Source organism: Type-C symbiont of Plautia stali (assembly GCF_059730935.1).
Map to the genome: position 1 here is coordinate 1793516 of NZ_AP035923.1, position 23369 is coordinate 1816884.

At 51.4% G+C, this 23369-nt stretch carries 34 protein-coding genes; 31 read left to right on the forward strand and 3 right to left on the reverse strand.

Going from position 1 to position 23369, the window contains the following annotated elements; translation table 11 throughout:
• The first annotated feature begins 33 nt into the window (after window positions 1-33).
• From AC6I7J_RS08310 to AC6I7J_RS08385, 16 genes are all read left to right on the forward strand, one after another.
• Window positions 34-837 (forward strand): ParB/RepB/Spo0J family partition protein, encoded by an 804-nt coding sequence (locus AC6I7J_RS08310; RefSeq protein ID WP_498007120.1) that lies wholly within the window; start codon window positions 34-36, stop codon window positions 835-837.
• A complete protein-coding gene (locus AC6I7J_RS08315) occupies window positions 834-1757 on the forward strand; it encodes a replication protein (RefSeq protein ID WP_498007121.1) in 924 nt (307 codons plus the stop codon). Before AC6I7J_RS08310 ends, AC6I7J_RS08315 begins: the two co-directional genes overlap by 4 nt.
• On the forward strand, window positions 1754-2455 hold the full coding sequence (locus tag AC6I7J_RS08320) for a replication protein P (RefSeq protein ID WP_498007122.1): 702 nt from the start codon (window positions 1754-1756) through the stop codon (window positions 2453-2455). Before AC6I7J_RS08315 ends, AC6I7J_RS08320 begins: the two co-directional genes overlap by 4 nt.
• Window positions 2452-2697 carry a hypothetical protein gene (locus AC6I7J_RS08325; RefSeq protein ID WP_498007123.1) on the forward strand — a complete coding sequence of 82 codons (246 nt, stop codon included), beginning with the start codon at window positions 2452-2454 and terminating at the stop codon, window positions 2695-2697. The genes AC6I7J_RS08320 and AC6I7J_RS08325 overlap by 4 nt, the downstream gene beginning before the upstream one ends.
• The gene (locus AC6I7J_RS08330) at window positions 2663-3118 is read left to right on the forward strand and encodes a YbcN family protein (protein WP_498007124.1); all 456 of its coding nucleotides are present in this window, start codon (window positions 2663-2665) and stop codon (window positions 3116-3118) included. Before AC6I7J_RS08325 ends, AC6I7J_RS08330 begins: the two co-directional genes overlap by 35 nt.
• A 267-nt stretch (window positions 3119-3385) precedes the next feature.
• Window positions 3386-3694: a hypothetical protein gene (locus tag AC6I7J_RS08335; protein WP_498007125.1), complete on the forward strand. Its 309-nt coding sequence runs from the start codon at window positions 3386-3388 to the stop codon at window positions 3692-3694.
• Window positions 3687-3977, forward strand: a complete 291-nt coding sequence (locus tag AC6I7J_RS08340; RefSeq protein ID WP_498007126.1) for a DUF1364 domain-containing protein — start codon at window positions 3687-3689, stop codon at window positions 3975-3977. The genes AC6I7J_RS08335 and AC6I7J_RS08340 overlap by 8 nt, the downstream gene beginning before the upstream one ends.
• Window positions 3974-4336 (forward strand): RusA family crossover junction endodeoxyribonuclease, encoded by a 363-nt coding sequence (locus AC6I7J_RS08345; protein ID WP_498007127.1) that lies wholly within the window; start codon window positions 3974-3976, stop codon window positions 4334-4336. The genes AC6I7J_RS08340 and AC6I7J_RS08345 overlap by 4 nt, the downstream gene beginning before the upstream one ends.
• A gap of 35 nt (window positions 4337-4371) precedes the next feature.
• Complete coding sequence (locus tag AC6I7J_RS08350) at window positions 4372-4458, forward strand: hypothetical protein (RefSeq protein ID WP_497999286.1); 87 nt, start codon at window positions 4372-4374, stop codon at window positions 4456-4458.
• Window positions 4448-5071 carry a hypothetical protein gene (locus AC6I7J_RS08355; RefSeq protein ID WP_498007128.1) on the forward strand — a complete coding sequence of 208 codons (624 nt, stop codon included), beginning with the start codon at window positions 4448-4450 and terminating at the stop codon, window positions 5069-5071. The genes AC6I7J_RS08350 and AC6I7J_RS08355 overlap by 11 nt, the downstream gene beginning before the upstream one ends.
• Window positions 5072-6011: 940 nt before the next feature.
• On the forward strand, window positions 6012-6254 hold the full coding sequence (locus AC6I7J_RS08360) for a phage holin (protein ID WP_059010141.1): 243 nt from the start codon (window positions 6012-6014) through the stop codon (window positions 6252-6254).
• 3 nt (window positions 6255-6257) lie between these two features.
• On the forward strand, window positions 6258-6761 hold the full coding sequence (locus AC6I7J_RS08365) for a lysozyme (RefSeq protein WP_082678661.1): 504 nt from the start codon (window positions 6258-6260) through the stop codon (window positions 6759-6761).
• A complete protein-coding gene (locus AC6I7J_RS08370; RefSeq protein WP_498007129.1) occupies window positions 6751-7212 on the forward strand; it encodes a lysis protein in 462 nt (153 codons plus the stop codon). The genes AC6I7J_RS08365 and AC6I7J_RS08370 overlap by 11 nt, the downstream gene beginning before the upstream one ends.
• Before the next feature lie 220 nt (window positions 7213-7432).
• On the forward strand, window positions 7433-7972 hold the full coding sequence (locus AC6I7J_RS08375) for a Rha family transcriptional regulator (RefSeq protein WP_498007130.1): 540 nt from the start codon (window positions 7433-7435) through the stop codon (window positions 7970-7972).
• A 155-nt stretch (window positions 7973-8127) separates the two neighbouring features.
• On the forward strand, window positions 8128-8559 hold the full coding sequence (locus tag AC6I7J_RS08380; protein ID WP_498007131.1) for a GvpU-like protein: 432 nt from the start codon (window positions 8128-8130) through the stop codon (window positions 8557-8559).
• Between the two features lie 180 nt (window positions 8560-8739).
• Window positions 8740-9816, forward strand: a complete 1077-nt coding sequence (locus AC6I7J_RS08385) for a colicin-like pore-forming protein (protein ID WP_498007132.1) — start codon at window positions 8740-8742, stop codon at window positions 9814-9816.
• 4 nt (window positions 9817-9820) lie between these two features.
• Here AC6I7J_RS08385 and AC6I7J_RS08390 read toward each other — a convergent pair whose 3' ends face one another.
• On the reverse strand, window positions 9821-10171 hold the full coding sequence (locus tag AC6I7J_RS08390) for a colicin E1 family microcin immunity protein (RefSeq protein WP_498007133.1): 351 nt from the start codon (window positions 10169-10171) through the stop codon (window positions 9821-9823).
• Between the two features lie 192 nt (window positions 10172-10363).
• On the opposite strand from AC6I7J_RS08390, the gene AC6I7J_RS08395 reads away from it, so the two are divergent.
• From AC6I7J_RS08395 to AC6I7J_RS08460, 14 genes are all read left to right on the forward strand, one after another.
• Window positions 10364-10933 carry a terminase small subunit gene (locus AC6I7J_RS08395; protein WP_498007134.1) on the forward strand — a complete coding sequence of 190 codons (570 nt, stop codon included), beginning with the start codon at window positions 10364-10366 and terminating at the stop codon, window positions 10931-10933.
• The gene (locus tag AC6I7J_RS08400) at window positions 10920-12404 is read left to right on the forward strand and encodes a phage terminase large subunit family protein (protein ID WP_498007135.1); all 1485 of its coding nucleotides are present in this window, start codon (window positions 10920-10922) and stop codon (window positions 12402-12404) included. The genes AC6I7J_RS08395 and AC6I7J_RS08400 overlap by 14 nt, the downstream gene beginning before the upstream one ends.
• Before the next feature lie 18 nt (window positions 12405-12422).
• A complete protein-coding gene (locus tag AC6I7J_RS08405; RefSeq protein WP_498007136.1) occupies window positions 12423-13766 on the forward strand; it encodes an anti-CBASS protein Acb1 family protein in 1344 nt (447 codons plus the stop codon).
• Window positions 13717-14682 carry a phage minor head protein gene (locus AC6I7J_RS08410; RefSeq protein ID WP_498007137.1) on the forward strand — a complete coding sequence of 322 codons (966 nt, stop codon included), beginning with the start codon at window positions 13717-13719 and terminating at the stop codon, window positions 14680-14682. Before AC6I7J_RS08405 ends, AC6I7J_RS08410 begins: the two co-directional genes overlap by 50 nt.
• A gap of 13 nt (window positions 14683-14695) precedes the next feature.
• Window positions 14696-15970 (forward strand): hypothetical protein, encoded by a 1275-nt coding sequence (locus AC6I7J_RS08415; protein WP_498007138.1) that lies wholly within the window; start codon window positions 14696-14698, stop codon window positions 15968-15970.
• The gene (locus tag AC6I7J_RS08420) at window positions 15970-16422 is read left to right on the forward strand and encodes a gp53 minor capsid family protein (protein WP_498007139.1); all 453 of its coding nucleotides are present in this window, start codon (window positions 15970-15972) and stop codon (window positions 16420-16422) included. Before AC6I7J_RS08415 ends, AC6I7J_RS08420 begins: the two co-directional genes overlap by 1 nt.
• A 14-nt stretch (window positions 16423-16436) precedes the next feature.
• Window positions 16437-17534 (forward strand): major capsid protein, encoded by a 1098-nt coding sequence (locus tag AC6I7J_RS08425; protein WP_498007140.1) that lies wholly within the window; start codon window positions 16437-16439, stop codon window positions 17532-17534.
• 9 nt (window positions 17535-17543) lie between these two features.
• Window positions 17544-17840: a hypothetical protein gene (locus AC6I7J_RS08430; RefSeq protein ID WP_288444779.1), complete on the forward strand. Its 297-nt coding sequence runs from the start codon at window positions 17544-17546 to the stop codon at window positions 17838-17840.
• A 60-nt stretch (window positions 17841-17900) separates the two neighbouring features.
• Window positions 17901-18302, forward strand: a complete 402-nt coding sequence (locus AC6I7J_RS08435; RefSeq protein WP_498007141.1) for a DUF7370 family protein — start codon at window positions 17901-17903, stop codon at window positions 18300-18302.
• Between the two features lie 165 nt (window positions 18303-18467).
• The gene (locus AC6I7J_RS08440) at window positions 18468-18815 is read left to right on the forward strand and encodes a hypothetical protein (RefSeq protein ID WP_498007142.1); all 348 of its coding nucleotides are present in this window, start codon (window positions 18468-18470) and stop codon (window positions 18813-18815) included.
• A 2-nt stretch (window positions 18816-18817) separates the two neighbouring features.
• Window positions 18818-19186 (forward strand): HK97 gp10 family phage protein, encoded by a 369-nt coding sequence (locus tag AC6I7J_RS08445; RefSeq protein WP_498007143.1) that lies wholly within the window; start codon window positions 18818-18820, stop codon window positions 19184-19186.
• Window positions 19183-19566: a phage tail termination protein gene (locus AC6I7J_RS08450; protein WP_498007144.1), complete on the forward strand. Its 384-nt coding sequence runs from the start codon at window positions 19183-19185 to the stop codon at window positions 19564-19566. Before AC6I7J_RS08445 ends, AC6I7J_RS08450 begins: the two co-directional genes overlap by 4 nt.
• Before the next feature lie 23 nt (window positions 19567-19589).
• Window positions 19590-20333, forward strand: a complete 744-nt coding sequence (locus tag AC6I7J_RS08455; protein ID WP_498007145.1) for an Ig-like domain-containing protein — start codon at window positions 19590-19592, stop codon at window positions 20331-20333.
• A gap of 51 nt (window positions 20334-20384) precedes the next feature.
• Entirely contained in the window at window positions 20385-21056 is a 672-nt protein-coding gene (locus AC6I7J_RS08460) for a DUF6246 family protein (RefSeq protein WP_498007146.1), read from the forward strand.
• Window positions 21057-21082: 26 nt separating this feature from the next.
• On the opposite strand, the gene AC6I7J_RS08465 is transcribed toward AC6I7J_RS08460, so the two are convergent.
• The gene (locus AC6I7J_RS08465) at window positions 21083-22165 is read right to left on the reverse strand and encodes a ParA family protein (RefSeq protein WP_498007147.1); all 1083 of its coding nucleotides are present in this window, start codon (window positions 22163-22165) and stop codon (window positions 21083-21085) included.
• A gap of 524 nt (window positions 22166-22689) precedes the next feature.
• The gene (locus tag AC6I7J_RS08470) at window positions 22690-22896 is read right to left on the reverse strand and encodes a hypothetical protein (protein WP_260641468.1); all 207 of its coding nucleotides are present in this window, start codon (window positions 22894-22896) and stop codon (window positions 22690-22692) included.
• Window positions 22897-23038: 142 nt separating this feature from the next.
• Between AC6I7J_RS08470 and AC6I7J_RS08475 the strand changes: the two genes are divergently transcribed.
• Window positions 23039-23335 carry a lipoprotein gene (locus tag AC6I7J_RS08475; RefSeq protein ID WP_141495676.1) on the forward strand — a complete coding sequence of 99 codons (297 nt, stop codon included), beginning with the start codon at window positions 23039-23041 and terminating at the stop codon, window positions 23333-23335.
• Window positions 23336-23369: the final 34 nt, after the last annotated feature.

Consider the following 23369-nt stretch of genomic DNA (forward strand, 5'->3'; position numbering starts at 1 on the left):
ACACAGTAATTTCAATAAAAGGGGCCGCAGCCCATGGCTAAATCTTCAAAAGATGCATACGGCGCTAGCGGCCAGACAAACTTGCTGATGTTTGTGCCGGAATCACTGCATCTCATCACCGATATATCTCATCCACTTTACGATGAACGCATTCACCTTCCACTCGAAGAGTCGATGGTGCTGAACATTATGGAATACGGCGTTCTTCAGCCGATCATGGTGTGGAAAGATCCCGAAACGGGACTGACCTGTGTTGTCGCAGGTCGCCAGCGGGTTCGTCATACCCTTGAAGCGAATATCAGATTGCTGGCCGAGGGCAAAGAGCCACTACAGGTTCCTGGCGTCGTTAAACGTGGATCTGCCGTTCGAATGTCTGGTTATCGCGACAGCGAGAACGAGATCCGGCAGGCTGATACGCCTCTTGGCCGGGCCAAGAAAATGTCCGGTCATCTCGACCGCGGGCATGACGAAGAAGACCTTGCGCTGATGTTCGGGTGCACGGTTAAAACCGTCCGTGACACTTTGGCTCTTCTGGAATGTACCCAGGCGGTTCAGCAAGCAGTCGAGTCGGGTGTTATCAATGCCACCACCGCGCGCCAGCTGGCCGACCTCCCTCCCGATGAGCAGCGTGAAAAAGTAGCGCAACTGCAGTTGGCAGGAGAAGGTGCCACAGGGCATGAAAAATCCCGCAGGCAGCGCCAGGTTATGGGCACAGACAAGCCACGCATGAAGACTCGCAGAGAAATCACGAAAGCCCTGGCTGAAGCTACCGGCGATTATGCCGCTGCATTGCGCTGGGTGCTGGGTGATACAACAGAGCACGGGGAGGCAACATGAGCCTTGCCCTATCAAACGTAACACCAATCAGGCCCGCTCTCAGGGCCGTGGAGCAACGCGTGGCAGACACAGACGATGGATATACTCGTCTGGCAAACGAGCTGTACGAAGAGCTGATAGGGGCCAACTTGACCAGGAATCAGGCGAAGGTTGCGCATGCTGTTTGCCGGAAAACATACGGCTTCAACAAAAAGATGGATCGCATTGCTGACAGCCAGATTAGCCAACTCACCAGACTGCCAAGACAGAAGGTGAACAAGGCAAAAAACGAATTAATTCAGATGTGTGTTCTTGTCCGGGAGGGCATGTTAATCGGCCCAAACAAGAACCTCGCTGACTGGAAAATTCCAGAGTGTCACCAAGACGGTGTCACTGTCACCAAATCAGTGACAAAAAGTGTCACCAAAGCGGTGACAGAGGTGTCACCAAAACAGGGACACACAAAAGACACTATTACAAAAGACAAGAAAGACATTAAACATACGTCAGAGAATTCTGGCGAATCCTCCGACCTCACCCTGAAGAACCTTCCGCATATTCGTACTGAGGCAGCAACCCATTCACCGAGAGGCGATAAGTGGGGAACTGCGGATGACCTTAAGGCTGCAGAGTGGATATTCAGCAAAGTGCAGATGGTCACCCCGACTGCAAAACAACCCAACTGGCCCGCTTGGGCTAACGACATCCGCCTGATGAGAGGAGCCCTTGAGGCAACGCATCACGATATCTGCGAAACCTTCAAGTGGGCTAACGCCGATCACTTCTGGCAGACCAATATCCTCAGCCCTGCAAAACTCCGCGCCAAGTGGGACACGCTCCGGGCGCAGATGAGTCAGCCAGGGCGAAACCGGCAGACCGTGCCACAGCAACCCGCCAAGCACTGGAACAGCCGCGAATCCTGGGAGAATGAATTCCTATGAGAAATCTCGTATCAGCAGTTCATAACCGTGATGCTGGCGCTCTGGCTCGCATAGCAGGAGACGGCCCGCAGCCGGTTGACCGTGGAGTTCACGAAGACGTGGAAAGGCTGGTAGACGCGCTGTTCTCCAACCTGAAGCAGGTATTCCCGGCATCGGTCAGCACAGCCTGGAAGAACCCGAGCGATGAAGCAGCAGCAAAGCGACAGTGGGTCGCCGCCTTTGCTGAGAACGGCATCCATAACCGGCAGCAGCTTTCGGCCGGCATGCGAGAGGCGCGCGCCAGCGGTTCACCGTTCCTGCCATCGCCTGGTGAATTTATCGCTTGGTGCAAGAAGGGCGCATCCCTGGCTGCAGGCCTGCCGGATGAAGACTCGCTGTATTCGCTTGTCATGACGTACTGCGCCAAACGCGGTGACTATGCGTCAGCAGAACAATACCCCTGGCAGAGCAACGCTGAATACTGGATGGTCACAGGCCTCTACAGCATGATGCGCGACTATAACCTCAGCGAGTCAGAGCTACGTGTGAAGTGTCGTTCAGAGCTTCGCAAAATGTCCCAGCGTATTGAGGTCGGCGAGCAGATCCCCGAGCCGCGCAAGCAGCTGCTCAAGCTATCCATCCCATCATCCAGCGCAAAGGCACTTGAAGGTGTGGCTCTGCTGCGTGCCACACTGAAGGCGAAACGGAGTGCATCATGACACAAGTTATTCAGCTCTACATCGAAACGCCGTTACTGCGGCAGGCTCGCAACCTGACCGAATCGATTATCAATCTGGCAAAGGTTGAGGGTCTGACGCCCGAGAAATTCCAGTCTCATCTTCGCGCCATTGACCTACTAGCCCGCGAAGCCCATGACCTGATAGTCGACTCTGAGTTTAAAAGGGAAACAGAACGAGGTTACGCTAATGCAAATACCCAAAGAGGGCATACGCCTACATAAATCTAACCTCACCGCCATTGGGCAACAAATCCTTAATCTGCTCGAATCTGGCGAATGCTACCGACTTACCCTCAAGCCGTGGAAAGAAAAACGAAGCCTCTCACAAAACAGCCTTATCCATATGTGGTTTGGTGAAATCAGCGAATACCTCATCAAATCCGGCCGCTCTGACGCAACGCCAGAATGGGTGAAGCGCAACCTGAAGCGCACTTACCTCGGCTGTGAAGAAGTTACCTATACCGACTTCGTGACCGGCGACAAGTCCACCACCTACGAACCACGCCACACATCCAGCCTCGATACAGGAGAGATGCACTTCTTTCTAAATCAGGTTGAGCATTGGTGTGCGCAGTTCGGTTTAGCCTTGACCGTCCCGCATGACTCGGAATACCAAAAAATTAAGGATAAACAGAATGCCTAATGAGCGCTGCATTCGCTGCCACACCATCCTCACCAGTGAAGATAAATACTGGTACTCAATTAGCTGCGAAGAATGCCAATGCGATCTGGAGTGGGAAGAGCATGAAAAAAAACTTGCAATCAAATCAGCCTACTGGCGCTGGCGAGCCGTCTGCTTTGGCGTACGCTGGCTGTGGAATGGCTCTCAAGCCATCGGAAGTATATGCCTGCAGCGAGTGACTCGACTTCTGGCTGCTAGCCGATCCGGCGTACGACATGACAGGAGAAGATGATGGCTGAGTTAAAAGCAGGTGGTAACGCAATTTTTATTGCCGGGCCAACAGAGCTTTTACGGCTTCAGGTTGACACCTTGCGATACGTAAGCCCCGAAGAATCGATAGCGCTCCCAACAGGATTTAGGATGCGCAATGCACGAAAAGGGCGCTGGTTAATACATAACGAAAGGATTTTTGTGACGCTTGGTAATGGAAAGGTCCTTGATGACTACTGTCTATGTCCGGCCCATTGGTTAATGCCAATCGACGGCCACGACTTCCAGCACGAAAACGAGCAACAGAAGGAGCTGACACATGGGTAGGCTACGAAATGAAGCCCGCGGCAGAGAATGTCAGGTTCGGCTGCCGGGAATCTGCAACGGCAACCCGGAGACGGTCGTTCTGGCGCACTATCGAATGGTTGGAATTTGCGGTACTGGAATGAAGCCAGACGACCTGTTTGGCGCATGGGCATGTTCGGCTTGTCATGATGAGATTGACAGGCGCACCCGGCGCTGCGATGTCACTGAAGCGCGCATTGCTCACCTGGAAGGGGTAATCAGGACGCAAAGCGAATTACTCCGGGAGGGAAAGGTGAAGCGATGAACGAATATCGAATCGAGCTACCATGGCCACCCGGTAACAACCATCTCTTCTCAGTGTTCCGCGGGCGAAAGATTAAAAGCATAAAGGGAAGGGAATACACAGCAGCAGTAACTCAGCAAATCACCGAAGCAAATCAGCAATACCAACTGGCCGGCCGGCTAAAAGTAAAAATTCTCGCATATCCACCTACACGCGCCCGGCGTGACCTCGACAACCTCTTCAAAGCACCACTCGACTCGCTCACCCATTCAGGCGTCATAGCAGACGACAGCCTGATTGATGACGTGCGCATGGTTCGCTGCGAAGTGGTCAAAGGCGGCAGGCTGGAAATCATCATTACAGAGATGGGGGCAGCATGACCGATTACCTCAGAGAGAAGTGGCTCAGGCTACGTATGTATAGAACGCGCAATACCTTCCCGGTCGATTACCGAATCATCAAGCACACAGCAAAAATCATGGGGATGAAACATGCGCATTGAACGAGACTTTCAGCAAATCGTCAGGCTTGCCGGTGTTCGTAGCGCTGCGGATATGCGCCGGCTTTTCGGCACAGGATGGAAAACTATTAACCGATCGCAACAGGCATGGATTCGGCACCTGCTCACCTTGTGGGGCCAGCACCTCGGCGGTGAAGATTATGACCGCGGCGAGGTGAATGTCATTGGCCGCCTGATGATGCGCTGCGAATGGAGCGAACAGAAGGGTAAGCAGATTGAGAAAATCGTGTCAGAGCTTCACTGTGAAGGTCTGCGCGGGGAGGAGTTATTCCGCAAAGCACGTGACCTGCTGATGCCTCAAACCTCAACAAGCAACATCATCGCTCTCGCCAAAGAATCTGATGATGCTGCTTTCGTTGAGGCCGTCATGGTGAAAACGTTTGGCCGCGATAATCCGATTCGCAACATGGCCAGATTACGCTACTGCAAACGCAAGAGCGCGCAAAATATTGCTTCATGCCTGATTTACCACACCGGCTTGAGCACCAAAGAGGGGCGTAACAGAACAGAATGGGCGCTGGATATCCTCGAAGGAGAAATGTTTTACGCAATTAAGCGAGAAATGGAGAAGAAGATTCCTAATTTAGCTACTTAAATAGAAATAGAGCACAAATAGCTAAAGACAAAGGGCATGTTACCTGGCATATTTCACGTAAGCTCGGGGCGTAAAAGCGAACTGAGCAGGTAACAAATTCCATCACTTTGTGATAATCAAAAAGCCCTGCGGCCTCACCAGCTGCGAGGGCTTTTTTGTTTTTAAGAATCGGTTTTTGCAGGGTCTTGACAAGGCAAAACTGTTTTTATAAAAAATTTATCGCCTGGCGTGATCTGTTCAACGGTCCAATCATTCCTCTCATCATGTCAGGCCGAAAGCCCCATTAAAATTGGGGCTTTTGTTTTTCTGCGATCTGGCTGATGCGCTATACACGCTATTGCTTAAGAATATTCCTATTAATTATAATGGGCTTAATGCGGTGAATCCCCCTATGCGGAGGGGTGGAATCCGGATAAGCATAAAGCTTGATATGTCGCACGGGATGGACTTTTTCGGGTTTGCTATCTCACCGGGAGGCACCCGGCACCGCAGATAAAGATTTACTAGGCGCTGCATTGATAGTGGCCTTTTCGTTCAGGCTCATTTGTATAACGGCCAAGAATCTCTCGCTTCGAACCAAGCGACCTCGGTTCGAATGCCTCAGGATTCTCCACAGAACGCACCTTGAAGTTAAAATGAACAATTAGTAATCTTTGAGTCTGTGGAGAACAGTATCGTAGTTTAACCGAGTAAAACGGCTGCTGCGGATATTGCAAGAAGTAGAAGCAGATGGTGAGTTCGATGCTCCCCGTGCTGTCGCTCCACAATCAAATCACATATCTAGGCGCTTTAGGGTGCTCGAGATTATTCAAAGGTCAGCTATAGAGCTGGCCTTTTCTTTTTGCGCCATCCCAAAACTAATTCAGACCCTCATTGCTGTGTCGGGATGTGCGCACTTTTCTTACGACTACAGACGGCACCGACCTAATGGGAGGTGTGTATGGCGATTGATATGAGCAAACTGGCTTCAGGCGCAGCATACGGCGCATCTGCCGGGACAATAGCCAATGGTTTGCTAACCAAACTAAGTCCCGATGAATGGAGTGCTGTTGGCGTGCTGGCCGGTATTGTGGTCGCGCTGATTACGCTCTGTATCAACTGGTATTACAAGCGTAAGGCTACGCTCGCGCAGATTAAGGCGCTTCAGCGCTGGCCCGAGCCGCCTGTCATCGATGAGGATTAGTCCATGGCGATTTCCAGCAACCTTCGCAATAAGCTGATAGCTGTTGCGGGCGGTGGCGCTATTGCGATCGCCACGGTATTCCTCGGCGGTAAAGATGGCGTAGAGGGCAGGGTATACGAGCCCTATAAAGATGTCGCTGGCGTGTGGACTGTCTGCGATGGACACACCGGTACCGATATCATTAAGGGTAAGAAGTACACCGACAGAGAATGCGACCGACTGCTCATGCAGGATCTGCAGCCAGTCAAGAAAGCGGTCGACGGCCTGGTGAAAGTTCAGCTGAACGAATACCAGCGCGCGGCTCTCTACAGCTTCACCTACAACGTCGGCACTTCTGCTTTTTCCAAATCGACGCTGCTTAAGCGGCTTAACTCCGGTGACCAGGCTGGCGCGTGTGAAGAAATGCGCCGATGGGTCTATGCCGGCGGCATGAAGTGGAAAGGGCTGCAGAACCGTCGCGACATGGAGCGCTCACTCTGCCTGGCGGATGGCCCAAATGACATCTAAAGCCATCGCAGCTCTAATGTTGTGCCTGCTGATAGGCATTATCACTGCCGGCGGATTTGCTCTGTATTACCGCGGCAATGCCATTGACTACAAGGCCCAGCGCGACAAGGCGACAGGCGATCTAAAACTGGCCAATGCGACCATCGACGATATGACGGTGCGACAGCGTGCAGTTGCTGCTCTTGATGCGAAATACACAAAGGAGTTAGCCAGTGCTCAGGCAACTATCGATCAGCTTCAGCGTGATGTTGCTTCTGGCAAGCTCCGGCTGCAGCTCAACGCGACCTGTACGAAGCAATCCGCCACCCCCACCGGCGTGGATGATGCAGCCAGCCCCGGACTTACTGACTCCGCTGAACGGGATTATTTCACCCTCAGAAGCAGAATCGAGCTCGCCGGAAAGCAAATAGATGGCCTGCAGCAGTACATCAGAGAGCAGTGCCTCAAGTAGTACTCACGCGGTCCGCAAAAAATAATTTAAGCTGTGAAGATTGAAAGCTGCGCCAGAAATGGTGTGGCTTTTTTTACGTCTGCAGTAACCCTCCGCGCGTCGCAGCGCATCTCAACGAGAGTCTTTCAGTAAGCGAGCCTGAGAATTGCCGTTATAGGTGGCGACCTCTCTCGGGCGGCTTTTCTGTGCGAACAGGCTCACTTTCTAAAAGGTAAACGCAATGATATATCCAACAGTAGTCAATGGCATGGATTTTCGTGAGCTGGTATTCCTGACCGGCGCAGAGTCATCAACTGATACTTTCAAGGTGGCGCTGGCGTTTGGGAAAGATCATAAAGACGTGCTGCGCAAAACTCGCGCCGTTATCAGTCAATGCTCAACTGAGTTTGCAGAGCGCAATTTTACGCTTTGCCATGAAAACAATGAGTTACAGAACGGTAAGCCGCAGCCTTTCTACCAGATGACCAGAGATGGCTGGACGATGCTGGTATTCAGCTTTACCGGCAAGGCTGCAATGGCATTCAAAGAAGCTTACATCGCCGCTTTCAACTGGATGACCGACATGATTCGTCAGGGGGTCGCAAACCTTGAGGCAGAGCGAAACGCTGCTGTGCTTGAGTTCATGAAAGAGAAAGACGTGGCGAGTATGTCAGGTCGATTACTGAACCGCTGGGGAAGAGTGAAGAAACCTCAACTGCTGGCACGAATCGAGCGAATCGACCAGCATGGGCAAATCACTATCCCGGGCCTGCCGAAGTGACCATCACGGGGCGCATTTGAGAGTGCGCCCGATGATGAATCTTTCCGACAAGGTATAGCGGTTAGCCACGCTGTGAATCTGGAGTGATTAATTTTACTTCACTAAGAATAATCTTAGGGATATTGTATGGCTTCATTTGCGAAATGGAGTCGGTTATGGAAAATGAAAAAAAGTTAGATGCGGTAATGTCAGTCAAGCCCCGTGACGCTGATTTGCTTTTTTTCGTAGATATAGCAAATTCTCATGGAGTAGAAATGGGGATAACTTTGCTGGTAAAAGGCGTGTGGATTTCAGGTGATATAATCAGTGGTAAAACCTACTACGAAAGCTTAGTTAAGTCTTTTGGCTCTTACCAAGAGGGATCTTTAGTAGAATCTATTGCTAATTACTTTAATGGAACAGCAGATATTTTCTACAAAAAGCATGAAGATCAAGATGGTTATGTAATTCCTAATAATTTTCTACACCTAAAGAATGTTGCGCAGAATAATGGATCAGGACGGATGTCCGACATGAACAATGCATTTCTTCGAGTGAAGGTTGAAGAAATTGATGGCTATATACTTGGTAAAAGCAGTAATGAATAAAAAATAAGCCGCCTTCGGGCGGTTTTTTATTGGATCGTGTGAACTCAATGATTCCGAAAAAATCATATAAATAAATACCTTATACAGTATTGCAGAAGTAAAGTGTGGGCTATACAATTCAATAACACTGTTTATTTATACAGTGTTTTCTTGGTGAATTTTACGTCAAAGAGGAATTGTATGAGCGGAACAAATGATCAAGGTTCAATGACAGTAAATGGCCCATCGTCTAACCCAGGCTCAGAGAGCCCCCGTGGTAACGGCGGTGGCAATGGTGGTGGCAATTCTGGTGGCGGTGCTGGTGCGGTTAACGTGGTGTGGGGAAGCGGTTCAATTACAGAAACCATCGGCAATGTTGAAATGACCTTTGAGGGAACCCATGCTGTAGGCACTGGTCCTCAAGCAATTACAGGTGATAAATTAAAAACCAGTAGTGGGAACGGTGGTAATGACACCACATTCCGGGCAGCTGGACGAAATGTAAATGTTAAGGAGACTAACCCAACAATCACCTATCGACCTCAGGCAAATGCTTCGGTTGAGGCGTACGATGTTAGATTTCCTACTTTAACAATTCGCGTCACAGTAAAAAACAAAGATTCTAATTCTCTGACTGGTGCTTTGAGCGGATATTATCACGGAACAAGTCAAAGGCCCGACCAAATTGTTAAACAGCATATTCCACGCGCTATTGATTTGGTAAGGGTATTTATGCAATACCAATCGTCCATTCAGATGACGATTGATTTTACTAAAGACCTCACTGCAAAGTTCGGTGCTCGTGCTGGTCAGATGGCTAATGAGCTGGCTAATAATGCGGTTGGAAAAACCATTCGAAATTATGACCAAGCTTTAGCTGCGTTCGAGCAGTCAAGGGCGGGGCTCTACGCTAAGATGTCTGCTTCTGACCGTCAGGCAATTTCAAACGCTTTAGCCTCGCTTGACCAAAGTATCATGTCGAGCCGACTGCTTGCTTATAGCAAATCACTTGGCCTTGTGAGTGATGCAATCACTTACGGCGATTTGGTAAATGAGATTCGTAAAGCTTTAGAGAGTGGTCAATGGGGAGCGGTGATTAATAAAGCGGAAGCTATTGCAGCAGGCAAAGTGGCTACAGCTCTGGTAGTGTTCACCTTTGCCGCTATGACTGCTACACCGCTTGGTATCTTTGGTTTTGCGCTATTGTCGGCAATTACTTCTTCACTGGTTGATGACGCCCTAATGAAAAAAGTAAACGACTTCATCACAAGTTTGTAAGGGTTTAACTATAGGGTGCCTTTCTACCGAATAGACTATGGTAGATGAGGCATCCTAATCCCAGCGGGATCGCAAGAATCATACATACCAAAGAAAGCAGCGCGGTCATCTTTGGGGTGCCAACATCATCACCAAACATCCACTTAGTCACAAATCTTTCGCCAAGTACTGAGATGGCCATTTCTTTGAGAACATATTTGGCAAATGGAAAGAGAAAAAGGCTAAACGTTGCGAAAAGCACGAAATACAAATTCTGCTGATAATTAAAATTACCACCTATGAACCATACGGCCATTTCAATAACATAATAAAACAGGCCTTTTAGAAAGCTTCTCCAGTAATAATTTGGGTTCATAAACCGTTTCTCTATTGATCTCACGCATTTAAGATACTATCAGTATTCTTTATGGGTTTCAGCGGCTTTCTGCCAGAAATGAAAAAGAAATGTTAGCGCGGACATCAGTGGAGGTGCGCAAAAGCATGTTATTAATGACTTTTTTGATTTCGGGCGCCCATCAATTAACATTCAATATCCTTAAGGAATGCAATGGCACTCACCGACAAACAAGAAATGTTCTGTCGCGAGTACCTCATCGATTTGAACGCCACGCAAGCGGCCATTCGGGCGGGGTACAGCGATAAGACTGCAAACCGTACCGGATCTGAAAACCTGTCAAAACCTGACATTGCGCAACGCATCATTGACCTTAAATCAGAGCGCAACGAAAGGGTAGAGGTAAACGCAGATTACGTGTTGCGTCGCCTGGTTGAGATTGACGAAATGGACGTGCTCGACATCCTCAAAGATGACGGCGGCCTGAAGATGGTTAGCGAATGGCCGAAGGTCTGGCGCACCACGCTGAGTGGACTGGATATCCTTACCACTGTCACCAACTTTGATGAAACGACAATGGAGAATATCCTCAAGAAGATCAAGTGGCCGGATAAGGTAAAAAATCTCGAGCTACTAGGAAAGCATATCAGCGTTATGGCGTTCAAAGAGCAAGCTGCCCATGAGCATACCGGTAAGAACGGTGGGCCAATTGAGGTGACGGCGCTGACTAAAGACGAATACAAAGCTGCGCGGCGGGAGATGCTGGAGGATGACGACTGCTGAGCAGAAGAACTATGCGCGCCGCTTAGAATGTGAAGAGGATGGCCTGTATTACGCCAGATACTTCTTTAAGCAGCGCACTGGCGGCAAGATGATTGTCGCACCTCACCACAAAGTCATACAGCAGACGCTCGATCGCGTTATCGCTGGCGAGATCAACCGGCTGATCATCAACGTTCCGCCTGGCTACACAAAAACAGAGTTGGCGACCATCAACATGATGGGGCGAGGGCTGGCCCTGAACAACCGCGCCCGCTTCATGCATCTGTCCTATTCACATAACCTCGCACTGCTGAACTCCTCAACCGCTCGCGGCATGATTAAGTCGAAGTCATATCAGAGCATGTGGCCCATGGAATTGCGCGATGACGCAGACAGCAAGGCGATGTGGTGGAACGAATTTGGCGGCGGTGTTTATGCTTCATCAGCAGCGGGTCAGGTAACTGGTTTTCGTGCCGGACACATGGAGCCCGGCTGGCAGGGTGCATTGATTATCGATGACCCGGTAAAGCCGGACGATGCCTACAGCGAAACGGTGCGCGATGGCGTCAATAATCGCTTCAACGAAACCATCAAATCACGTCTGGCTATAGAAACAACGCCGATGATCGTGATTATGCAGCGCATCCACTACTACGACTTGAGCGGCTATCTGCTCCGGGGCGGCAGCGGTGAGAAGTGGCACCACCTGAATCTGCCAGTGCTGATAGACAACACGCAGAGCTATTCAGAGCAGTATCCGGACAACACTCACGCCATTCCGATCGACCATGGCTTACCTGATGGCTGGCTGTGGCCCTTCAAGCACAACGAAACGCATCGAGTATCGCTGTTCTCGCACCGGCGTACAGCTGAAGCGCAGTACATGCAGAAGCCTCGTCGTTTCAATGCGGAAGGGGCGCTGTGGACTGAGGCGATGATCAGCGCGTCACATGCTCTCAATATCAAGCATGAGAAAGTGCGTACAGTCGTCGCAATTGACCCGCAGGCCACCAACAGTGAAGAAAGCGATGAATCGGGGATTATTGTTGCCAGCGCTTATGGGGCTGGCGATAAGAAGCAATTTACTGTGGACGCGGATTATAGCGGCAAGTTCTCACCAGCTGGCTGGGCGAAAAAGACTATGTTTGCCTACGAGGAGCATGAAGCCGATGCGATCGTAATCGAAACCAACCAGGGCGGAGATATGGCAGAGGAAACTTTGCGTAATGCTGGCTTTAAGGGCCGCGTTATTCGTGTTCATGCCAGCAAAGGTAAGTATGCCCGCGCTGAACCAATATCCGCGCTCTATGAGCAAGGCCGAGTGGCTAACCGTGGAAATCTCTATGTACTGGAAAACCAGTTAATGGAGTACGTACCAGCTACTGCCAAAAAGTCTCCCGATCGCCTCGATGCCATGGTTTACGCACTCACTGAATTGGGTGGCGCTCAACCAATGGGCATGATTATTCCGAAACGCCTGCAAGGCAGATAACCCACCGACGGACAAACCATGACTGACAAATTAATGCTAGCCGTCAATCACGCGCTGAATGACGTCAGGCTTGCCCGTGCGCGCGCCATGCTTATCAACCCCGGCATGGGGCTGGATGCTAAACGTGAGAGCGCATGGTGCGAATACGGCTTTAAAGATGACCTGACGTTCGACGACCTGCATAAGCTGTATCGTCGCGGCGGCATTGCATACGGCGCGGTAAACAAACTGGTTTCTAACTGCTGGAAAACTAACCCGCAGGTGATTGAGGGTGAGCAGTCAGACGAATCGCGCGACCTGACTGCTTGGGAGAAAGCCAGCAATCAGGTATTCACCCATCGCTTCTGGCGAGCATTTGCCGAAGCTGACAAGCGTCGATTGGTTGGTCGCTGGGCTGGCATCCTGCTGCACATCAAAGACAGCAAAACATGGGATCAGCCAGTCGTTAAAGGCAAGGCGCTACAAAAACTTTCACCGGTATGGGCCAGTGCGCTGAAGGTTGGCAGTCGCGACAATGCCGGCGTCATCACCATGTGGCAGTACACCGAGTCGCTTTCTGATGGTAGCACGGCGCAACGCAACATCCATCCTGACCGCGTGCTGATTATCGGCGACATGTCTGATGATGCTATCGGCTTCCTTGAGCCCGGCTATAACGCCTGCGTTAGCCTGGAGAAAGTCGAAGGGGGTTCGGGTGAGTCTTTCCTGAAGAACGCCGCGCGACAGCTCAATATTAACTTCGACAAAGAAATCGACTTTAACAATCTGGCCTCGCTGTATGGCGTAAGCGCCAGTGAACTGCAGGCCCGGTTTGATGAGGTGGCGGTAGAAGTTAACCGAGGCAATGACACCACGCTGACAACGCAGGGCGCGACTGTTACTCCGCTGGTATCAGCGGTTGCTGACCCGTCCCCGACCTATGACGTAAACCTGAAGACATTCAGTGCTTCTGTAGACATCCCCTCGCGAATCATCGTCGGAAATCAGTCAGGTGAGCGCGCCAGTACGGAAGACCAGATTTACTTCAACGGCCGCTGCCAGTCACGCCGCGGCGACCTGTCGTTCGATGCTGAGGACATGGTCGACAGGCTAACCTACCTGCAGATTATCAAGCCGGTGGTTAAGTTCAGCATCGTCTGGGATGAGCTCAACGAGCAGTCACCATCTGACAAGCTGGATAGCGCGGTGAAGATGAGCAACATCAACCAGACATCTCTGGCATCCGGTGAGCAGGTGTTTACGGTCGATGAGATACGTGTAGCTGCAGGATATGAGCCAGGTGGCAGTGAGCCACTACCGGAGGGTGAGGAAGATGGCGAAACTGAAGAGGAAGCCGAAGCCAGCGATACTGCCGGCCAATAAACTCGACCCCACCGGCGTAGACCGGCTTGAACGCGGTGCCATGCGCGATTACGCCAAGCGCCTCAAGAAAATCAGCGCACGTTATATCGAACTACTCAACCGCATCCCGGCAGAACCTGCAGTTAACCAGCGTTACACCTTCCAGTTAGACCCAACCTTGCTTTCGATGCTGTTGCAGAATGGCGATTCGCTCGTGGATGAAATCCTGCTGCAGGGCGGAGAGTTCAATCCGTGGCTGTTTCAGGATTACGTGTCACCGTCGTATCAGCGCGGCACGGCGCAGGAATTTGCCAACCTTGCTCAGCAGTCGGCAGCCTATGAGGCTTATCGCGGAAGCGTGCAGGACATCCTTCTCAGTGATGCCTACCAGAATCGGCTGGTGCTGGTCAGGGCGCGCACGTTTGAAGAGATGAAAGGATTGTCGGCTGATGTTAAGCAGAACCTGTCACGGGTACTGACTGACGGCATCGGTCGGGGGCAAAACCCGAAAGAAGTGGCCCGACGTATTCGTGACCAGATCGGGATCGAACAAGGGCGCGCTACCCGCATTGCCCGGACCGAGATAACGACCGCTCTTCGCCGTGCTCGCTGGGATGAACATGACTCAGCGAGTGATGACCTCGGCCTTAACGTCATGCTGCTGCACCTTTCAGCACTTAGCCCCACGACGCGCCAGACACACGCTCTGCGCCACGGCAAGCTCTACACCTCGGAAGAGGTACGAGACTGGTACAGCATCAACGGCAACGCTATCAACTGCAAATGCGCTCAGGTCACCGTTCTGGTTGATGAGAAGGGCGCACCACTTAATTCATCTGTAATCGACATAGCCAGGAAAGAATTTGCCCGGACATGGGGCAAGCGCATGGCTGCCAACAAATCACATCACTGCTGCGGGCACAAGCACGCGGCTTAATCGAGAGATAACCATGACTATGCAGGTCAATGTCACCACGAAGGTGAACAGTCAGGCTATTCGTCGCGAAACGTACAACGGGCGCCCGCATCTGGTGCTGCCAAGTTACACCCTGCCGGCGAACGTTGTGATGAACGGCGGCCTGTATCCGGAATCGGAAATAGACGCTCACTATCAGGGGCTGGAAGGCACGCTGGCACCACTCGGTCATCCCACTGTAGACGGCAAATTTGTTTCTGCTTTTTCCCCGGAGGGTATCAACGCCGGGCACATCGGCGCATGGAACCGCAACGTCAAGAAGTCTGGCAACCGCGTCTATGCGGAAAAGTGGGTAGATACCACTGTTGCCAATCAGAGCGCCGGCGGGCGTGAGCTTCTAGAGCGCGTGGCGGCTATAGAGCGCGGCGAAGATGTTCCGCCGATTCATACCAGCGTTGCCGTATTCCTAGACCAGCTGGAAGCCAGCGCCGAGCAGCAGGCGCAGGGAATCGAGTGGGTCGCAAAGATTAACGCAATGGACCATGACGCCATCCTGCTGCATGAGGTCGGCGCTGCACAGCCAGAGCAGGGCGTCGGCCTCATGGTTAACGCTGACCAGGCTCAATCGCTGAAGGGTAATTCTGGCGCGCTGGTTGGAGAGTCCTACCGCGGACGCGAGCGCCGGCTAGAGCAGGCAGCCCGGGACAAGTTTGCAACCGGACCAGACGATTACGCGTGGATTGCTGACTTCACTGACTCGCAGGCGATCGTAATCCGCAATGGCGGCGACGCACAGGTTTATGGCTATAGCGCTGATGGCGGAAAAATCACCTTTGACGATGCCGGCGCACAAGTTACCCGTCAGGAGTCATGGGTAGCCATCGTGGCCAACAAAGTTAAATCCCTTTTTACAACGCAGGATGCCCCTGCAACAAACCACCAAACGGAGGGCGACATGCCTTTAACCAAAGAAGAACTGGAACAGATCGGCAGCATGGTTAGCGAGGCTGTGGCGACCAATACCGAGAAGGCAATCAAGCCGCTCTCTGACAAGGTTGATGCGCTGCAGGCGAACCAGGACAAGCTGTCTGAAACCATTACCGCTAACTCTCGCGCAGAAGAGAAAACCAAGCGTGATGCTATTGCCGCGGTGCACGGTGAAATCGTGGCTAACGCACTGCAGGGTGAAGCGCTGGAAGCGATGTTTAAGTCGCTCGGTGAAGCGGCCCCGCTGGGCACTAACTCTGCCAAAAATCCACCCGTGACCGGCGCACCTGATCCGGCCGCTTACTTTGGAGGTGCTGCTTAATGGCACGTTATCGTCGCGTAAACATCGACGGTCAGTCTCTGTACAAGACCGAAACCCGCGTTACTGCAGCAGCTCTGCAGCCAGGCACCGCGGCTGTCATCAACGACGACAATGAGTTTGCGCAGGCTACAGCGCTGGCTGGTCGTCTCTACATCATCGACGTTGCATACCATCAGGGCCTGAACATCACCGATGCTGTGCCGGCCGGTGATTCCGCCGTGGGTAACTACGTAGAAGAAGGCCGCGAGCTGGCTCTGCTTTGCGTGCCGGGCACCTATGCCAAAGATGACCCGATCAAGCTGGGCACAAATGGTCAGTTCACTAAGGCAACTGCTGATACCGACTCGGTTATCGGCTACAGCCAGGATGACGCGACTATTGCCGCCAGCACTACCGATTTTATCCGCGTACGTATGCGCGTCGGCACTGTTGCCGCGGCCTCTGGCGCTTAATCAGGAGAATAAGAATGTATTTTACCGCTGAAACACTGGCTGCTAACAGCCGACTGCGCGGGCACTGGAATGAGCTTTGGGCAAACCGCAACATCTGGAACGTGCAGCACGACATGATGGTTAATGCTTACCGTTCCAGTATGACGCCTGAAATGCTGGCGGCGAATGCCGTCGGCGGCTTTGCACGTGAGTTTTGGGCAGAGCTTGACCGCCAAGTCATTCAGATGCGCGATCAAGAAATTGGTATGGAAATCGTCAACGATCTGATGGCCGTTCAAACCATCCTGCCTATTGGCAAAACCGCGAAGCTTTATAACGTATCTGGCGACATCGCAGATGACGTGTCGATCAGCATCGATGGTCAGGCTCCATACTCTTTCGACCACACTGATTATGGTAGTGATGGTGACCCGATTCCGGTTTTCACTGCCGGTTACGGCGTCAACTGGCGTCATGCCGCTGGCCTGAGCACCGTTGGCATCGACATGTTGCTAGATGCGCAGGGTGCGAAGATGCGCAAGTTTCACAAGCGCCGTGTAAATTACTACCTGAACGGCGATGCTTCTATTTCAGTTGATGGCTACAAAGCCCAGGGCATGAAAAATCACCGCAACACGACCAAGATCAATCTTGGAAGCGGTGCGGGTGGTGCAAATATCGACCTTACCACTGCAACACCGGCGCAAGCGTTGGCGTTCTTTGGCCCAACTGGTGCATTTGGCATCAACGCTCGTCGTAACAAAGTTACACGTTACAGCAAGCTTTGGCTGAGCGCTGAAATCATGGCGAACCTTTCAAAACCATATCTCATTGACGTAAACGGTGGCACCAATGCCCTGATGAGCGGCACTGTGCTGGATGCGATCGCTAAGTTCATTCCGGCTGAATCTATCCAGATGACTTACGCGCTTACCGGCAATGAATTCCTTGCCTATGAACGCCGTCAGGACGTCATTTCGCCGCTCATTGGTATGGCTGTCGGTATTGTTCCGCTTCCGCGCCCAATGCCACAAAGCAACTACAACAACCAGATCATGTCTGCTGAAGGCCTGCAGATTAAAAAGGACGGCGAAGGCCTGTCCGGTGTGGTCTACGGCGCCAATCTGGCTTAAGGAGTAATCATGGCTGAGAAATACGAAGTAATTAAGCCGTGGCACGGTGTGGCAGTGGGCGATGTTGTGCAACTGGATAAGGTTCACCCGGCGCTGAAATCCCATGTTCGTAAGCTTTCGGATAAAGCTGCTGCTGAACTGGTTCCAGCGACACCTGATGCCAGCACCGATAAACAGGCGCGCAAAGCAGCGATCACCAAACGCCTCGACGAACTCGGCATCGAGTACAAAGGCAATCTCGGCGCTGACAAGCTGGCAGAGCTTTTGCCAGACGGCGAGTTAGAGAAGCTTTTCCCTGCCGAATAACAGCCGCCGCGATGGCGGTTTTTTTATGCCCTCTGCGGAGGGCTGATTGTTGAGGTGCGCATGATAACCACGGCTCAGGCCAAAGAATATCTGGAGTCTGTTGGCATCGCGCTACCTGACTTCATTATTGACGCACTGGTTGAGCAGGCAAACAGCATTCAGGAATGCCTGGACGCGCATTACCCCGCGGCAACGGCGCTTCTTATCCAGATGTATCTGTTAGGACTGATGGGGCTGGGGCAGGGCGATCGTTATATCAGCTCTCAGTCAGCCCCATCTGGTGCGTCGAGGTCTTTCCGCTATCAGTCTTTTGCCGATCGCTGGTCTGGTTCGCTATCACTGCTTCGCGGACTGGATAAGTTCGGCTGCGCAACGGCGTTGATACCTCCTGAGCCAGGACAGAAAGCCTTTGCAGGAATCTGGATTGGCAAAGGCGGGTACATGTGTGGGAGCCGAAAATGAAATGGCAGTCTCCATCAACACCACCCAAATCATTCGACCGCGTGTGGCTGAAAACTTCAACCGGCCGGCAGACGACTGGCTACGTGAACAGCAGCGGTGAGTGGGTAATTACCTGTCCGCGCATTGCTGCTGAAAAGCCCACTGTAATCAGCTGGAGGCCATGACATGTCATCATTAGCCAGCTGGTCTTACACCGCTCAGGCAACCATCTGGAAGCGCTCAGGCGAAACAAATGATTATGGCGATCCGGTGTTTGGAGCGCCTGTCGTTATTGCCTGTGACTATCAGGGCGGACTTTCAAAACGTCTTGCTGATATCGGCGGGGAAAGGGTGGTGAAAAATACCGTCTGGACAGAGTATGCGCTGGCCGATACCGGCGATTACCTGCTGATTGGTGTATCTACCAACCCCGACCCGCTTGCTGCCGGCGCTGATGAGGTAATGCAGGCCATTCGTTACGCTGACACCTTTGAGCGCACGGCAGACGATTACGCGATAATCACCGGAGTATAGTCATGGGCGTTAAAGTCAGAGGCATCCAGCAGGCCAGGCGTAATCTTGATGCGCTCATCGGGGATATTCAGGGGCGCAAAGCGGTGCGTGCACTGCAAAGCGCGTTGATTATCGGCTCATCACAGTCGGCGCTCTACACGCCAATCGACACGTCTACCCTGATTAACAGCCAGTACCGCGAGCTGAGCGTTAACGGCAGCCGGCTTACCGGCCGCGTTGGCTATTCAGCCAATTATGCGGTTTATGTGCATGACCCCAACATCCCGCAGAACTTCCGGCGCGCTACGGCGCAAAAAGAATTTCTGACGAAAGGATTTGAGGATTCGCGCGAGGCGATTACCGCGGCTATCGCTAAGGAGATGGCGCTTTGAATCCCCCAATGCATACGCGGGTGCGCAATTATCTGTCCGATGCCGGCCTGACTGATGGGTTTAAGACGCAGTTGCTCGTTTGGAACGATACTGGCACCGCAACGGATAAGTATCTGGTGTTCAGGCCGAATGGCGGCAGCGCAGTGCAAAACCAGCTTGGCGCTGAGTATTACGTTCTCGTTGATGTCATCGGGGCCAAAGGTGGTAATGCAGCTGTTGATGAAGCAGTGCAGGCCATTATCGAACACGTCCAGCAAAACCCCATGTCTGACAACTGCATCGGCTATCTGCAAAATCTCGGCGGCATCCCCGCGCCAGTTCTCACAACCGAAGGCAGGCTTGTCTATCGGCTTCAGTTCGTCGCCACCCACGGCGATTAATTAACGTCAAAGAGGAATTACCCATGGCAGATTGCCAGAACAGCAACGAACGTTTGTTCGGTGGCGCGGTTGTGCTTGAAGTAGCCGATGGCTGCAGTGATGTGCTGCCGCAGGAGTCGGAATGGAAAGCACTGGCCGCCGGCACCAGTAAAGGATGGGACTTCTCGCCCAATACAGTTACATCAGACGCGGATGATGGCGGCGGCTTCGTCGAAAGCATCATCACAAACTCAGATTTCACCATCAGCTTTGAAGGTGAAGTGCGCAAAAAGGGCAAACTGGACCAGTATGGTGTTGGCCGGTTCATCAAATACTTTGCAGGTGAGCTAAAAGCGCGTCGCCAGCCTGGTATCTGGGTGCGCATGGAGTATGGCGAAATTACCTTCATCGGCTACATGGTGGTTACGGCGCTTAGTTCAGATGGCGGCACTAATGACATCGTTACCTTTACCACCGAGTTCAAAGTAGGCGATGCCAGCACCATTCAGGTTATCGACACTGAAGAAACCGTACCTGCTACTGGCGTAACCGTGACCCCAGCGACTGCAAGTCTTGCTGTTGGCGCTACTCGTCAGCTGACAGGCGCAGTGCAGCCGACCGATGCAACCGATCGCACCGGGACATGGACGACATCAGACGCAACGAAGGCGACGGTAAGCAGCACTGGCCTGGTTACTGCCGTGGCCGCAGGCACCGCGACGATCACCTTCACTTCGACTGATGGCGGATACACCGCTACCTGCGCAGTTACAGTGACGGGCTCGTAGCCATTACAAAGGGCGGTTGCGACTGCCCTTGATAATGATTCTGGAGAAACTATGGCCCCAGCAAAAGAGATAGGCGAATGCCTGATTACAGTGGGTGAGGATGACTATTTCTTCAGGCCATCATTCGCAAACATGATGCGAATCGGCGACCCGCAGGAGATAGTTCAGGCATTTTACGACCTGCATAATGATGAGCAATCATCACTGGTGAGGCGCTCTGTCGCGGCTTTTGGCGGTATTCCAACCTGGCTGGCAAGCTATCTGATCCGGCCGCAGTCCAGTAAGCAGGCTGTATACGCTGCTATGAATGTGCTGGCGGCGTGCTGCGATGAAGATATCAGCACCTTGATTGGCGAGCTGAGACCGGGAAAGTCCGGCAAGTGGCTATTCGTCTACCGGAAAGGCTTGATGCCAGTCAGTGACATGGTGCTTATCGCACAGTCACTCATCCAGCATGGAATCATCGGCAAGGCAAAGGTGAGGAAACTGCAGCGCCATGAAGGCGGCCAGGCGTCATCTGAATTCAATGCCTTCGAGTACATCAACGCAGCGCGTACGTACCTCGGCATGAGTCGCGAGGAGGCGGAAAAGCTGACCATGACGGAGTTTCAGATGCTGCTGGCGGCGAAGTTTCCCGAGCAGAAGGGCTTCACCAAAGAAGAGTATGACGCTGTGGCTGAGGATTATCTAGCTAAGAAGGCCAGTAAAATGGCTAAAGTGTGAAAGAAAACCGGCCGTAGCCGGTTTGTTTATAAACAGCCAACCACTCCGTTAACATCAGCTTCTAAAGCTTCAATTTGTGCTCGGTTCGCTTGGGTCGCCATACCATAAATCGTATAGCTTTTATGTTGAAGTTTACTGAGAGGGCAGCCCTCATGGTTAATAATTGCCGCTAGAGTATTTCCGTCTTTGACATTCATGACTCTTTCAGCAATTTGCTCGGATGTAAAAAGGTTAGGATGCGCTGTAAGAAGGTCAGTTGTCATTCTTCTGATCTCTTCTGCATGAGATTTAAAGGCTTTCGCTGCATCGCTCTCATTTGAGCGAGATCTGTTTTGAACAAAAATATGCAATTTCGGAAGTGAAATTTGGTTCTGATTAGCTTCTTTATTGAAGTCTAAGAACATCTCATCTTGTTCAGAGTTATCTATTGAAACCCCAAAGATAAGCTTAACCAAGTTCTTAATGCCACGGATGGAAGCTGCATCAGCTGTGCAAGGAATTATGATACGGTTTGAAGCAACTACACCTAACTCCGTGTAGCTTGCAAAGCTAGGGTTACAGTCGATAAAGAACGTTTTAGGTCTCTCTGATATGGCCTTGTCTGCTTCGAAAGAAGCGATAAGGTCGACAAGTAATGAGCGACTTTTCTTCCACGCCTCTTTTACGGGTGATGACCCAATGTGCGATATAAGTCTAGAGCATATGTCAAGATCTACATCACCCGGGAGAAGGTAAAGATTTGCTGGCATTTTAGAGTTTACAGATGCGGCCTTAACAAAATATGATGATTCATTGCCCATGCGACTTAACGGTGATCGACTGAATCTTTCCTTAATGTATCCAGCGATAGTGGCATTTTTATCTCTTAAAGAATTCAGGTTTTCTTCACCTGTGCCATTGCCGCCAAGAATTATTTCTGAAACATTGGACTGTGGACAAGCGTCGATTACTACAACGTCTTCTTCAGGGTGTAGAGTCGCATATTCTATTGCAAGGTTGTATGTCAGAAACGTTTTACCAACACCACCCTTATTGTTCCATACTAGATATTTTTTATTATTTTCAATCATTTGCGGTTGCTCTTCTGCAAGACTCTGAATATTTTCCATAATATTATCTCATTTAAAGACTATTTGCGTTCTCTTGTTAGGGCTAAGAAAGGGCTATCTGTGGTAGTTGTGTTTACACTGCGACAGATTAGGAATTATCCTAACCTGGCTTTGCTTTATCGCCCATCCTGACAGATGATCAGTGCTTATGGTTTTGCATACAGTTGGCGTAAAATGTTGGTAGGCGAGACCTGCTGGGAAAATCATGGACGTTAAAGACTGGATACTTGTCATTATCATTTTTGCCTGTGGCATCATTACTCTCACTGAAGCCGCATTCTTTCTGCATCGAGGCGTCTACACATTACGATTCAAAGGTACATCCCGGCGAGAACATGTTCACAGAAGTGACAGGTACGAAGTGTATTGGCTTAACATGCTTCTCCACACTTGCGCGGGTTTGGCCATGATAGCCCTTGGCTTCTGGATTATGCAGCTGGAACCAACCGTGAACGGCTGGTATCTGGCTATTCGTGGATACTTCACTTTTTGAGAGGTTGCAATATCCATTCGCTGACCAATTCTCACTCAACCACGAACTGAGTGAACTCTTGGGCGCTGTTGCTCAGGCCGAAGTCACGCAGCTCAAAAATGATATCTTCTCTCTGCTCTGGCGGCAGCTTGGAGATGATTAACCCTATCACCATCTTGAGCTGAACAATCTCTACCTGGGCGTCGTCCAGATTGTCGAGCGCGCACTGAAGCTGGATGCGTTTGTTGACGGTTGGCATGAGTTCTCCATGTTGTTGATAGCAGTGAAGACAAAATATCGTGATCGAGCATGCGAGAGCAACCGGCAGGGTGTGATGTTTGCACCACCTTGCACCCACTCCATGCTACGATTTGCCCAATGTTACTTATGGGGATAGGGATATGAAGAAGCTGATTTTGGGTGCAGTGGCTGCGGTGTTGCTTTCCGGCTGCGTTTACACCGGCACTAATTTCGATGAGTCAAAGCTGGCTAATGTGCAGAAGGGTGTGACAACCAAACAGGAGGTGATTTCCTATTTTGGAAAGCCCTCAACGACAACCGTTGATTCTGATGGCAACGAGATGCTTATGTGGACCTATAGCATTGGAAGCGCTTTTGGTGCGGATGCCAAGGTGCTGACAGTTAAGACACATGACGGCAAAGTCGAATCTTACGCGGTCAGCAAATCTAAAATTTAAGAGCAAAACTGATCACATAACCTCGCCCCGGCGG